Genomic DNA, 13,403 nt, shown 5'->3' with positions numbered 1-13,403 from the left:
CCGTCAGGGTTTGAGGATGAGGCGAATGACCTGCGCGACAGCCCCCAGCGCCAAAACGCTGGCCGCCCAGATTAAGACCATCCAGGCGAGCCGTCGACCGAGCGGTTTTTGCTCATCCATCAGTGATAGCCGTGGGCGCCGACCTTACCGCGGAACACCCAATAGGCCCACGCGGTATAGCCGAGAATGATCGGAATGATGATGGCCGCACCCGCCAGCATGAAGAGCTGGCTTTGCGGGGGAGCGGCTGCATCCCAGATCGTGACGGCGCGGGGAACGACATAGGGATAGATGCTGATCCCCAGCCCAACGAAACCGAGAAAGAACAGGCCAAGCGCCATAATGAAGGGCAGACGCTCCGCGCCGCGCTTCAGACTCCAGAAGAAGGTTGCAGCGCAGATTGCCACCAGCAGAGGAACCTGCGCGGTGAGAAGCACGCCGGGCATCGCAAACCAGCGTCGCCAATAGTCATAGGTCAGGAACGGCGTCGCCGCACTGACGGCGAAAAGCGCGAGTAGCGTCGCACCGCCGAGCCAAAATGCCAGTCGACGGGCGCGTTCCTGGCCCGGCCCTTCGGTTTTCCAGACCAGCCAGGCCGCGCCGAGAAGCGCATATCCGATTACGACTGCCGCGCCGGTCAAGAGGCTGAACGCGCTCAGCCAATCCAGCCATCCCCCGGCATAGGCATCGGCCTCGACCCGCACGCCTTGCAGGATCGCGCCCAGCGTGATCCCCTGCGAGAACGCCGCGAGAACGGACCCAAAGCTGAAGGCGACATCCCAGAAGGGACGATGGCGTGGATCTCGCCAACGAAACTCGAATGCCACCCCGCGGAACACGAGACCGAGCAACATCGCGATGATGAGCGGGTAGGTCGCGGGAAGGATGATGGCGTAGGCAAGGGGAAAGGCCGCGAAGAGACCGCCTCCGCCCAGCACCAGCCATGTTTCGTTGCCATCCCAGACCGGCGCGATCGAGTTCATCGCCTGATCGCGCTCCCCTCCGACCGAAAGGCTCGGGAAGAGGATGCCGATCCCCAGATCGAACCCGTCCATCACGACATAGGCGAAGACAGCAAAACCGATGATACCGGCCCAGATTATGGTGAGATCGAGGTGCTCCATGTTCATGCCTCCCGTCCGGTCGATGCCACGACGCCGCTCGCCGGCGTAATGCCCGCCGCGCGTTGCGGCACCTTGGACGGTTCCGGCTCACCGGCTGCGGGCGGCTTTGCCATCATCCGGAGCAGATAATAGGTGCCGGCCCCGAAGGCGCCGAAATAGACGAGGATGAAAGCGACGAGGGACGCCGCGACGGCGGGTGCGGCCAAGGGGGAATGGGACTCTGCGGTTCGCAGCAGGCCGTAAACGGTGAAGGGCTGTCGCCCAACCTCCGTCGTGACCCATCCTGCTATGACCGCGACGAAACCTGACGGACCAAGCGCGACAGCGGCGCGGTGAAGCCAGTGCCAGTCATAGAGCTTGCCGCGCCAGCGGGCGAGCAGGCTCCAAAGTCCCAGCCCCAGCATGGCGAGGCCCATCGCCACCATGATCCGAAACGACCAGAAGACGATCGGCGTGGGCGGCCAGCGATCGCGCGGGAAGTCGTTGAGGCCGGGGAGGGGCGCTTTGGGATCGTGCTTGAGGATAAGCGATCCCAGATAGGGGATTTCGACCTTGCCGTGGACCACCGCATCCTTGTTGCTCGGGAGGCCGAAAAGGATGAGCGAAGCGCCGTCGGGGCTGGCCTCATAATGACCTTCCATCGCGAGAACCTTCGCCGGCTGATGCTCCAGCGTGTTGAGGCCGTGCTGATCGCCCGCGAGAATCTGGATCGGAGCGACGAGCGCCGCCATCCACATCGCCATCGAGAACATCTTGCGCGCGCCGGGATTCGCGCGGTCGCGCAGAAGGTGCCATCCCCCGACCGCACCGACGACCATCGCCGTCGTCAGATAGGCCCCGATGACCGTGTGAACGAGGCGGTATGGAAAGCTCGCGTTGAAGATGATCGGAAGCCACGAACCTGCGGGCACGAACTGGCCCTTGGCATTGATCGCATAGCCTGCCGGCGTCTGCATCCAGCTATTCACGGAAATGATCCAGGTCGCCGAGATGAGCGTCCCGACGGCGACCATGCAGGTCGCGAAAAAGTGCGGCCCTTTGCCCACCTTGTTGATTCCGAACAGCATGACACCGAGGAAGCCCGCCTCAAGGAAGAACGCGGTGAGAACCTCATAGGCCATCAACGGGCCGATGACGGGGCCGGCTTTGGCCGAGAAGACCGACCAGTTCGTCCCAAACTGATAGGACATGACCACGCCCGAGACCACGCCCATGCCGAAGGCTACGGCGAAGATCTTGAGCCAATAGCGGTAGAGGTTGGCGTAAACGCCGCTCCCCGTTTTCAGCCACAACCCTTCAAGCACCATCAGGTAGCTTGCCGTGCCGATGGAGAAGGCCGGAAAAATGAAGTGGAAGGAGACCGTGAACGCGAATTGCGCGCGCGCCAGGATTACCGGATCGAGATTCGCAAGCACCAGATTTTCTCCCTGACTTTCGGCCTCCTCAACTGCGACCAGCGTTGTGGTGCTGCGGCGCGTGCTCGGCGAAAGGTGGAACAGCCTTGCGCACTTTAATACCATACTCCCCACCAGTATCAAGGGGGCAGGGAACCATAGATCAGCTCCTGATGTTTGGAGGGGGAAAGCGGGCCGTTGCAGCTATGAATCGGCAGAGGCCGTCGACGAGCCGCGACCCTTAATTCACAAGCGGCTTGAAACTCCCCCCCTGTATAGTATGTAGTGGTGATCTTTCAGGAAAGCGCGATGCCACATTCACCAGAGGACAAGAAGCGGGCCATCACACGCCTTCGCCGTATCAAAGGGCAGGCGGAAGCGCTGGAAAGGGCGATCGAGGCAGGTACGGACTGCGCACCCCTGCTCCAACAGATCGTGGCAATGCGGGGAGCGACCAACGGATTGATGGCGGAGGTGATGGAGAGCCATCTTAAAGAGACGTTCGGACCCTCAAGCAAGGCGATTGGGGGGCAGGACGGTGACTCTTACGATAATGACATGGAGGGGGTCATGAAGATATTGAGAACATATCTCAAATGAGCGCGGCCAAGATCATCCCGTATAGGTAATTATCTGGATATCTGATGCGTATGTATCGGTAATGTGGTGGTAATAATGAAGATACGACCAATCTTCGCTTGGTACGATTTGTGGGTTGGCGTTTTCATAGATCGTCCGAAGAGGCGGATATATATTTTTCCGGTTCCGTGTCTTGGATTGATGATTCAGCTTCAACACGCCGCCGCATCCTGACCGATCTATCTTCCAAGGGTCTCAGTGCAGGATTGCCGCCGCCATGCCCGAGCGAGTCGAGCGCAATTGCGAATTGTCGCTGCGCCGGATGCCGCAGGCAGATGGGATAGCATATGATCGTCAAGAATTTCGAATATCTCATAGCGCTCGATCGCGAGGGTCACTTCGGGCGGGCCGCCAAGAGCTGCAACGTGTCGCAGCCGACGCTTTCGGCGGGGATCAAGCAGCTAGAGGAAGATCTGGGCGTCGAGATCGTGCGGCATGGCCGGCGATATGACGGTCTCACATTGGAAGGCGGGACAGTGCTCGCCTGGGCCAAGAAGATCGAACGGGACTGTGACGGGCTGGAGAGTGACCTGTCGGCCCTCAAGCGAGGGCTGGAGGGCCTGTTCCGCTTGGGCATGGTATCAGGCACTTCGGCTGTCGGCGCGATCGTCAGCGCCGCTCTTGCGGATCAAATCCCCTTGCTGGGGCAAACCGTGACGGCGAGTGGCACTGCTTCGCTGTTGAGATCCTTGCTGGATCACGAAATGGACATGGCGCTGACCTATCTCGGCGAGGTTCCGAAGGACGAGTTCGAGACCCATCATCTCTACCGGGAACATACGACCCTGTTCCAGATGAGCAAAGAGCCGCAGCCCAAGCGAGTCGCGTGGGATCATGTCGTGAGCCTGCCGCTTTGCATTCTGGCAGGCGCGCTCCCCAGCGAGGCACAGTTGCAGCTCGCGCACTGCTCGGCCGCGACGATCAACACGGACACGATCGACATTCTGGCGGCGCATCTGGCCACAGGGCGTTACGCGGCAGTCTTGCCCCAATCGCTTGCGACCCGCCTCGCCCACATTCCAAACCTTCAGGCTTCAGCACTGACGGGTGCGGGCGCGCACGCAGATGTTGGATTCGTCAGCGTCAAGGGGGAGGCAAAGTCGCCGCCCTCGGCAGCCCTTCTTGAGCTGGTCCACACTCCCAAAGTCGTGTCTCCTTTGCAGGAAATCCTTGCATTGCATCGCCAATTTCAGCCTCGAAAGGGCTGAACCGGCAATGTTGCGGTGCGAAAAACGCTCATAGGAATTTCCTATCTCAAGATAGAAACTTCGAGTTTGCTGTCACATGCAGCCAAAGCCATTCTGCATGGACGATAATGAAGAGGTCTGGATCGCCAAAGGCGTATTGTGTTGATTTAATTCAGCGCAGCTCCTTTGGCGCGTCCGGTAGAAACTTCAACATTATTGAGGGGTGGCGGACGAGAGCTAGGAGATAATTCGATGGCTACCGGAAACAGGATCGTCACATTCGAGAAGCCGATGGAGATGAAGGTCAACACCTTCAAATTCCCGGAGCTGATTACGCCGCAGGGCAAGAAAGCCCCCCACGGCGCCATTCTCAAGATCGTCACCACCAACATCTGCGGCAGCGACCTTCACATCTACCGCGGTTCGTTCGAAGTCCCCAAGGGGATGACGATGGGCCACGAGATGACCGGCGAGGTGATCGAGGTCGGCTCCGACGTCGAATATATCAAGGTCGGCGATATCGTGTCCGTTCCCTTCAACGTCGGCTGCGGACGCTGCTACAACTGCAAGCACATGCGCTCGGACGTGTGCGAGCACACCAACCCCGAAGTCGATTGCGGCGCCTACGGCTTCAACCTGGGCGGATGGACCGGCGGTCAGGGGGATTACCTGTTCGTGCCCTATGCAGACTTCAATCTGCTGGCCTTCCCCGACAAGGACGCGGCCATGGCGAAGATCCGTGATCTGACGCTGCTTTCGGACGTGCTGCCGACCGCGTTCCACGGGTTCGCCGCGCCCGACTGGCCGGCGCAGCCTGCGTATATCGTCGGCGAGAACGTGCTGATCTTCGGCGCGGGGCCTGTCGGTCGCGCGGGCGCAGCCTGCGCGAAGCTCCTCGGTGCCGGCGCCATCATCGTCGCCGACTTCATTCAGGAGCGGCTCGATCTGCTCAAGCCGCACGGCGTCGAGACCATCAACCTGTCGGACGGCATTCCGATCGAGGATCATCTGGAACGGATCACCGGCAAGCGCGAGGCCGATCGCGTCATCGACTATGTGGGCCTCGACTGTCGCGGGTTCGGGGCGGAGTCCGACCAGATCGTCGAGAACGCCGTCACCAACGCGCTGCTGAAATATGTCCGCTTCGGTGGGATGACCAGCACGGTCGGCGTTTACTGCCCCAATCCGATCTCCAAGAATAGGGACAACAAGAAGGGCAGCATGGAAGTCGATTGGGCCAGTGGCTGGATCAAGTCGCCGCGGATGTCGGCAGGCCAGTCGCCGACGGCGAATTACAACCACGCCCTCATGCGGGCGATCCTGAACGATCGGATGCCCTATCTGACCCCGATGATGAACACGAAGATCATCAAGCTGGAGGATGCGCCGGCGGCCTACAAGGAGTTCGATGACGGATCGGCGTTCAAGTACGTCATCGATCCGCACGGCTCCGTAGCGGCCTGATCTTCTTCTAACCCGGAATATCCCCCGGTCATGACCGGGGGATATTCTGAGTCGTAGGGGGCGGACTGCTTTCCGCACGAACACCCCCTTCCGGCTTGTCGATCTAACTCCCCCCCGGATCGGCAAGCCGCCCCTTTCCGGAAACGCAGCATCAACGATCGCGCTGCGCTTTCCCAAGCCATGACGTCCTGTCAGGCGCCTCCATCCCTCAGTCGATATCCCTCTTGCATACTGGCTAGGAGTATATTAGACATACTCCCGCCAGTATGTGTTTGTCCGAGAGTCGCGCTTCGCCGGGCTTCACAACCGGCGGTCCGATTCAACCAACGAGGGAAATCAAAATGAAATCTCGCGCCGCCGTAGCCTTCGAGGCAGGCAAGCCGCTCGAAATCGTCGAGATCGATGTCGCACCGCCCCAGAAAGGCGAAGTGCTCATCAAGGTCACGCATACCGGGGTATGCCACACCGACGCTTTCACGCTGTCCGGCAACGATCCGGAGGGCATTTTCCCGGTCGTTCTCGGTCACGAGGGCGCGGGCATCGTCGTCGAGGTCGGCGAGGGCGTCACCAGCGTCAAGCCGGGCGATCACGTCATTCCGCTCTACACCGCCGAGTGCGGCAAGTGCGAGTTCTGTCTGTCCGGCAAGACCAACCTGTGCGTCGCGGTCCGCGAAACGCAGGGCAAGGGCCTGATGCCTGATGGCACCACGCGCTTCTCCTACAACGGCCAGCCCCTCTATCACTACATGGGCTGCTCGACGTTCAGCGAATACACCGTCGTCGCCGAAGTCTCGCTCGCCAAGATCAACCCGGAAGCGAACCCCGAGCATGTCTGCCTTCTGGGCTGCGGCGTCACCACCGGCATCGGCGCGGTCCACAACACCGCCAAGGTGCAGCCGGGTGACTCGGTTGCCGTGTTCGGTCTGGGCGGCATCGGTCTCGCCGCGATCCAGGGCGCGCGTCAGGCCAAGGCAGGCCGCATCATCGCGATCGACACCAACCCGACGAAGTTCGAGCTGGCACGTCAGTTCGGCGCGACCGACTGCATCAACCCCAAGGACTATGACAAGCCGATCCAGCAAGTGCTGATCGAGATGACCGGATGGGGCATCGACCACACGTTCGAGTGCATCGGCAACGTCCATGTCATGCGGGCCGCGCTGGAATCCGCGCATCGTGGCTGGGGCCAGTCGATCGTCATCGGCGTTGCCGGCGCGGGCCAGGAAATCTCCACCCGTCCGTTCCAGCTCGTCACGGGCCGCGTCTGGAAGGGGTCGGCCTTTGGCGGCGTCAAGGGGCGCACCCAGCTTCCCGGCATGGTCGAGGACGCCATGAAGGGCGAGATCGATCTGGCGCCCTTCGTCACCCACACCATGGGTCTCGATGAGATCAACGAGGCGTTCGACCTGATGCACGAAGGCAAGTCGATCCGCACCGTGATCCACTACTGATCCGACAGATTACGCCGTTTAGTTTCAAACACTAACCTCAAGGAAGAATATCATGGCTGACCCCGTTATCTCCGGCAACGGCGTGTTCTCGCACGTCTTCATCGGCGCTGCCGACGTCGAGCAGTCGTCGGCGTTCTATGACGCCGCTCTGGGCGCCCTGGGCGTCAAGAACCTCGGCCCCTTCGGCAATGGCTGGGTGCTGTACGGTCGCGACAAGCCCGCCTTCATCATTGCCCGTCCCGGCAATGGCGAAGCGCCCTCCAGCAACGGCGTGACGGTTGGCTTTGCCGCCGCGACGCCCGCCGAAGTGGACGCTTTCCACGCGGCCGGCCTCGCGGCCGGTGGCACCGACGAGGGCCAGCCCGGCCCGCGTGGCCATCTGCCGGGTGCCTATGCGGCCTATCTGCGTGATCCGGCGGGCAACAAGGTCTGCTCGTACACCTTCATCTGAAGCCGGAAGGTGAGGGCGATACCCGCAACCCTATGACTGGCTGTCGCCGGCGCTGAAACAGGCGCCGGCGCTTCCCCCCGCACAACAGCCAGCAAAAGGGCTCCTATCGCCACACCGTCCACCAACCGTCGAAGCAAGGAAACAAAAATGGAACGTGTCGAACATCACGCCAGCTTCGGCGGTTGGCAGGACGTCTATCAGCATGACTCGATCAGCCTCGGTTGTCCGATGAAGGTCGGCGTCTATCTGCCTCCCCAGGTGAAGGACGGTCGCGTGCCGGTGCTGTATTGGCTGTCCGGCCTGACCTGCACCGAGCAGAATTTCATCACCAAGGCTGTCGCGCAGCGTTTCGCGGCCGAGCACGGGATCATCCTCGTCGTGCCGGACACCAGCCCGCGAGGCGAAGGCGTGGCCGACGATCCCGGCTATGATCTGGGGCAGGGCGCCGGCTTCTACGTCAACGCGACGCAGGAACCTTGGGCCGCACACTACCGCATGTACGATTATGTCGTCGAGGAATTGCCGGCGCTGATCGAAGCCACATTCCCGGCCGATGATCGCCGGGCTATCGCGGGCCATTCCATGGGCGGGCATGGCGCCCTTGTTGCCGCCCTGCGCAACCCCGGACGCTATCGCAGCGTATCGGCCTTCTCGCCGATCGTAGCGCCGAGCCAGGTGCCTTGGGGCGAGCGTGCCTTCACGGCCTATCTGGGTGACGATCGCGAGGCGTGGAAGCAATATGACGCCATCGAACTTATCAAGGCCGCCCGCGAGCGTCTGCCGTTGCTCGTCCATCAGGGTCTGGATGACGAGTTTGTCGAGCGCGAGCTGCGCCCCGACTTGCTGGAGGCGGCGTGCAAGGCTGCCGAGCACCCGCTGACGCTCCATCGGCTGCCTGGATACGACCACAGCTATTATTTCATCGCGAGTTTCATCGGCGAACATATCGCCCACCATGCCGCGGCGTTGTCCCAATGACCGGGCCGTCACCTTCAACCATGCGCGAAATCGCGCCCAGCCATGAGCCGGCTCACGGCCGCCATCGCGTGGTGGTCGTGGGGGCGGGCTTCGGCGGCCTTGAAACCGTGCAGCGGCTCGCCGGGAGCGGCGTGGACATCACGCTCGTCGATCGCCGCAACCACCATCTCTTTCAGCCGCTGCTCTATCAGGTGGCGGGCGCCTCGCTGTCGCCATCGGAGATCGCATGGCCGATCCGTTCGCTCTTCGCCAAGCGGAAGGACGTGCGGACCCTGCTCGGCGAGGTTGAAGGTGTCGATACAGGCGGTCGGCGCGTCATTCTGGAGGACGGCTCGACGGTTGCCTATGACACGCTCGTCATCGCGACGGGCGCGCGGCACTCCTATTTCGGCCACGATCAATGGGAACCGTTTGCTCCCGGCCTGAAATCGCTGGAGGATGCAACCACCATTCGCCGGCGCCTTCTGGTCGCCTTCGAGGAAGCCGAGCGTGAGACGGACCCCGCGCGCCGTGCCGCTTTGCAGACCTTCGTCATCATCGGTGGTGGCCCGACCGGCGTGGAGCTGGCCGGCACGATCGCGGAGCTTGCCCGCCTGACGCTGGTGCGGGATTTCCGGTCGATCGACCCGCGTGCGACCCGCGTCGTGCTGATCGAAGCCGGGCAACGGCTCTTGCAGGCTTTCCCGGAAGACCTCTCCGCCTATACCCGGCAGGCGCTCGAAAAGCTCGGCGTCGAAATCAAGCTCGGCACGCCGGTCACGGAATGCTCCGCCGATGGCGTCGTCGTGGATGGGAAGCAGATTCCCGCCGAAACGATCCTGTGGGCAGCAGGCGTCCAGGCATCGCCCGCCGCGCATTGGCTGAACGCTGAAGCCGATCGCGCTGGCCGCGTGATTGTCGGACCGGACCTGACGGTGCCGGGTCATCGCGACATTTTCGTGATCGGCGACACCGCGGCCTCGAACGGGTTCGATGGCAAGCCTGTCCCCGGTCTTGCGCCGGCTGCGAAGCAGGCGGGTCAATATGTCGCCCGGCTTATCCGCCAGCGCCTGAAGGGGCAGAACGAGGTCGCGCCCTTCCATTACCGGCATCAGGGCAATTTGGCGACTATAGGCCGCAGCCTTGCCGTCGTCGACATGGGTCGGTTTAAGTTGCGCGGGGCCCTGGCGTGGTGGATGTGGAAGCTCATCCACATTTATTTCCTGATCGGGGCGCAGAACCGGCTTAGTGTGGCACTAAGCTGGCTGTGGACCCATGGCATAGGATATCGTGGCTCTCGGCTGATTACTTATGGCGATCTAGATCATCGCGACGTGGGGGAGAAGGATGACAAGGGGGGAAAGCCGATTGAGTGAAGCGGGCAGCGCTCCGAATGGCGGTTCGACTGTCTATGGTATGCCGACCTATGAAAATAGGCGGGTTGCCATCGACGAGGTACATGCGCGCCCATATCTCCTGATCGAGTCACCGCGCGCCCTGGTGCAGCTCGCCTTCATGAATGAAGGCAATCTGGCCAAGGATAAGGCGACGCTCGCGGAAATATCGAGCCGAATGGGCGCGTCGCTGCCCGATCAGAACTCCCCCCTTCATGGCCTGACCTGGGATCAGGGCAAATTGCATTGTGAGAAGCATACGGAGTTTTCGACCTACCTGTGGAGCGCGCCTGTTGATCCCGACACCGGGGATCTGGCGGGCGAAGACCCGTTCAAGCACGGCTTCACCCCGCCTGGGCCGGTCATTTGCGGCATCCGGTTGGACGTGGTGGCGTGGACGGAAGAGACCGCGACCTACATTGACCGCTTCGATCCGATCAGCCGCTGCCATTCGCTCGTCGAGGACGGCATGGCGGATATCGTTACCGATTTCCGTCAGGATGCAGATGGGCTGACCCGCATCCTCATCCTCGATCGCGGCCTGACGCCGATCCGGCTTGGCGCGCTGGCGCAGCGGCTCCTTGAAATCGAGACCTATCGGACGTTGGCCCTGCTCGGTATTCCCCTGACCCAATCGCTGGGTCCGCATCTACGCAATATAGAAAAGCGCCTCGCCGCGATCACGGATGAGATGCGCAAGTCGGCTCGGCGCAACAGCGAGGCGCTGCTTTCCAGATTGACGGATCTCTCGGCCGAGCTGGAGGCGGACACGGCGTCCAGCCTCTACCGCTTCGGCGCGAGCCGCGCTTATTACGAGATCGTCGAGGAACGGCTTGCCGCACTCGGCGAAACCTTCGTCCCCGGCTGCTATCGCTGGCGCAGCTTCCTGCATCGCAGGATCGCCCCCGCCATGCGGACCTGTCGCGTGATCGAGGAGCGGCAGGCCAATCTCTCGGACAAGCTGGCGCGCGCGACCACCTTGCTGCGATCCTGGATCGATGTGCAGCTCGAACGCCAGAATAGCGACCTGCTCGCCTCGATGAACAACCGGGCGAAGCTGCAATTGCAGCTTCAGCAGACGGTGGAGGGCCTGTCTGTCGCCGCAATCTCCTATTATGTGATCGGCCTGCTCTCCTATTTCATCAAGGGCATACCGGGCATTCACGACGCAGTGGCGCCTGAGCTGGTGATCGCAGCTTTGGTTCCCCTTGTCCTCCTTGGTGTCTGGTGGACCGTTCGGCGGATCAGGCACGCACACAAGGACCATGGACAGCCGCCCGCGAAGGGGCAGATGTGACCCGACAATCGTTTTTGGGCACGCTTGAGGCGTTCATGGCCTGGCCCTGGCAGGAGGATATCTGATGTCGACTGGCATATTCATTTTGCACTCCGACTATACCCCGGCGGGCGATCAGCCCGAAGCGATCGCGCGGCTCATATCCGGCATCGAGGAGGGGGCGCACCATCAGACCCTCAAGGGCATCACGGGGTCGGGCAAGACGTTCACGATGGCCAACGTGATCCATCGCCTGAAGCGTCCCACGCTGATCCTGGCCCCCAACAAGACGCTAACGTCGCAGCTCTATGACGAAATGCGGCGATTTTTCCCTGAAAACGCCGTGGAGTATTTCGTCTCCTACTACGACTATTTCCAGCCAGAGGTGTATTTGCCGGGCCGCGATGAGTTCATTCCGAAAGATTCCTCGATCAACGAGCATCTGGAACGGTTGCGCCTTTCGACGACAAAATCCCTGATTGAGCGCCGCGATACGATCGTCGTTGCCTCGGTATCGTCGATCTATGGCATGGGCGATCCCGACAATTATCGCGCGCTCCAGGTTCCGCTGACCGAGGGCGCGCGGTTGGGACAGGAAGAGCTTCTTCGCGGCCTGGCGCGTCTGCAATATGATCGGGCCGAGCACAAGCTGAAGCGCGGCACCTATCGCGCTGATGGCGACGCTGTTGAGGTTTACCCGGCGGATTCGGAATATAAGGCCCTGCGGGTCGGATTGGCGAACGGCCTGATCGCGTCCCTCCAGTGGTTCGATGCGGCGACCGGAAGGCAGCTAGAGAGCACCGATCACTATCTCGTATCGCCCAAGACCGTTCTGGCGGCGACCGCCGATCAGGCCCGCAAGGCCGCAACGGCGATCCTCGCAGAGATGGAGACGCAGGTCGAGCGGCTGACCAGCGAAAATCGCCTGACGGAAGCGGCGCGCCTCTATGATCGCATCACCAACGATGCCGAGATGTTGCGCGAGGTCGGATATTGCTCGGGCATGGAAAATTACGCCTGCTATCTGAGCGGCCGTGACCCAGCGCTCCCGCCCATAACCCTGCTCGACTATCTGCCCAAGGATGGGCTGCTGTTCGTCGACGAATCGCATGTGATGATCCCGCAGATCTCGGCGATGTTCCGGGGCGACCAGGCCCGCAAGGATACGCTGATCGATTATGGCTTCCGCCTGCCATCCTCGAAGGACAGCCACCCCTTGAGCTTCCACGAGTTCGAACAGGTCAAGCCGCAGACGATCTTCGTGTCCGCCACCCCCGGCGCCTATGAGGTAAGGGCCTCGCAAGGCAGGGTGGTCGAACAGATCGTTCGGCCGACCGGCCTGCTCGATCCGAAAGTGGAAATCCGCCCGTCCCAAGGCGCGCGGGATGATTTGCTACGCGAGATCGCGCAGCGCACGAAGCGCGATGAGCGCGTGCTGGTCACGACGCTGACCAAGGTCGCGACCGAGGAGCTGCACGCATTCCTCGAAAGCCAGGGCGTGCGCGCGCGCTACATGCACTCTGACGTCAAGGTCGAGGATCGGGTCGCGATCATCGAGGGCCTGCGCGCGGGCGAGTTCGACGTGCTGATCGGTATCAGCCTGCTACGCGAAGGGCTCGATATCCCCGAAGCGTCGCTGATCGCGATCTTCGATGCGGACCGCGCGGGCTTCCTGCGCTCGGCCCAGGCGCTGATCCAGATGATCGGCCGCGTCGCGCGCAACGTGAACGGCACCGCAGTTCTCTACGCCGATACCGTGACGCCGGCGATGAGGGCCGCGATCGACGAGACCGAGAGTCGGCGACAGCGCCAGATCGCCTTCAACGAAGAGAACGATGTCACCCCGCTCTCGTCGGTTCGCGGCCTGGCGTCGGCGCAGCCCGACCGGGAAGAGCCGTCGGTCCATTCGGAGGCTTTCTGCGAAAATCTGTACGAGCTGTGCGACCGGATCACCGCGAAGGAACAGGCGCTGCTGACGGCAGTAGATAACGATGACGAGGATCGGGCGGAGACGATCCGGGGCGAGTTGGACGGCCTGTACCGTCAGTTCATCTATCTGTGATGCG

General features: G+C 61.9%; 12 protein-coding genes. 9 read left to right on the top strand and 3 right to left on the bottom strand.

Annotation, left to right across the window (positions count from 1 at the left end):
* Window positions 1–3: 3 nt before the first annotated feature.
* From CA237_RS11115 to CA237_RS11105, 3 genes are read right to left on the bottom strand one after another with little or no spacing between them, the layout of a single operon-like run.
* Entirely contained in the window at window positions 4–120 is a 117-nt protein-coding gene (locus tag CA237_RS11115) for a DUF2474 domain-containing protein (RefSeq protein ID WP_082824896.1), read from the bottom strand.
* Complete coding sequence (gene cydB / locus CA237_RS11110) at window positions 120–1,124, bottom strand: cytochrome d ubiquinol oxidase subunit II (RefSeq protein WP_062126541.1); 1,005 nt, start codon at window positions 1,122–1,124, stop codon at window positions 120–122. Before cydB ends, CA237_RS11115 begins: the two co-directional genes overlap by 1 nt.
* Before the next feature lie 2 nt (window positions 1,125–1,126).
* Window positions 1,127–2,539, bottom strand: coding sequence for a cytochrome ubiquinol oxidase subunit I (locus CA237_RS11105; RefSeq protein ID WP_062126544.1), 1,413 nt, complete (start codon window positions 2,537–2,539; stop codon window positions 1,127–1,129).
* Window positions 2,540–2,827: 288 nt separating this feature from the next.
* On the opposite strand from CA237_RS11105, the gene CA237_RS11100 reads away from it, so the two are divergent.
* The 9 genes from CA237_RS11100 to uvrB all read left to right on the top strand — a co-directional run bounded on the left by CA237_RS11100 (window position 2,828) and on the right by uvrB (window position 13,399).
* Entirely contained in the window at window positions 2,828–3,118 is a 291-nt protein-coding gene (locus CA237_RS11100; RefSeq protein ID WP_062126547.1) for a metal/formaldehyde-sensitive transcriptional repressor, read from the top strand.
* A 326-nt stretch (window positions 3,119–3,444) separates the two neighbouring features.
* On the top strand, window positions 3,445–4,365 hold the full coding sequence (locus CA237_RS11095) for a LysR family transcriptional regulator (RefSeq protein ID WP_062126550.1): 921 nt from the start codon (window positions 3,445–3,447) through the stop codon (window positions 4,363–4,365).
* Between the two features lie 231 nt (window positions 4,366–4,596).
* Window positions 4,597–5,808: a glutathione-independent formaldehyde dehydrogenase gene (locus CA237_RS11090; protein WP_020486678.1), complete on the top strand. Its 1,212-nt coding sequence runs from the start codon at window positions 4,597–4,599 to the stop codon at window positions 5,806–5,808.
* 341 nt (window positions 5,809–6,149) lie between these two features.
* Window positions 6,150–7,259, top strand: a complete 1,110-nt coding sequence (locus tag CA237_RS11085; protein ID WP_017980840.1) for an S-(hydroxymethyl)glutathione dehydrogenase/class III alcohol dehydrogenase — start codon at window positions 6,150–6,152, stop codon at window positions 7,257–7,259.
* Between the two features lie 52 nt (window positions 7,260–7,311).
* Window positions 7,312–7,710, top strand: coding sequence for a VOC family protein (locus CA237_RS11080; protein ID WP_062126553.1), 399 nt, complete (start codon window positions 7,312–7,314; stop codon window positions 7,708–7,710).
* A gap of 147 nt (window positions 7,711–7,857) precedes the next feature.
* Entirely contained in the window at window positions 7,858–8,688 is an 831-nt protein-coding gene (gene fghA, locus CA237_RS11075; RefSeq protein WP_062126555.1) for an S-formylglutathione hydrolase, read from the top strand.
* A gap of 20 nt (window positions 8,689–8,708) precedes the next feature.
* Window positions 8,709–10,043: an NAD(P)/FAD-dependent oxidoreductase gene (locus CA237_RS11070; RefSeq protein WP_062126557.1), complete on the top strand. Its 1,335-nt coding sequence runs from the start codon at window positions 8,709–8,711 to the stop codon at window positions 10,041–10,043.
* A complete protein-coding gene (locus tag CA237_RS11065) occupies window positions 10,036–11,358 on the top strand; it encodes a DUF3422 family protein (RefSeq protein ID WP_241215472.1) in 1,323 nt (440 codons plus the stop codon). Before CA237_RS11070 ends, CA237_RS11065 begins: the two co-directional genes overlap by 8 nt.
* Window positions 11,359–11,422: 64 nt before the next feature.
* On the top strand, window positions 11,423–13,399 hold the full coding sequence (uvrB, locus tag CA237_RS11060) for an excinuclease ABC subunit UvrB (RefSeq protein WP_062126562.1): 1,977 nt from the start codon (window positions 11,423–11,425) through the stop codon (window positions 13,397–13,399).
* Window positions 13,400–13,403: the final 4 nt, after the last annotated feature.

It is taken from the genome of Sphingomonas sp. ABOLH (assembly GCF_003951715.1).
Taxonomy (GTDB): Bacteria; Pseudomonadota; Alphaproteobacteria; order Sphingomonadales; family Sphingomonadaceae; genus Sphingomonas; species Sphingomonas hankookensis_A.
This window is presented reverse-complemented; position numbering and strand designations above follow the sequence as displayed.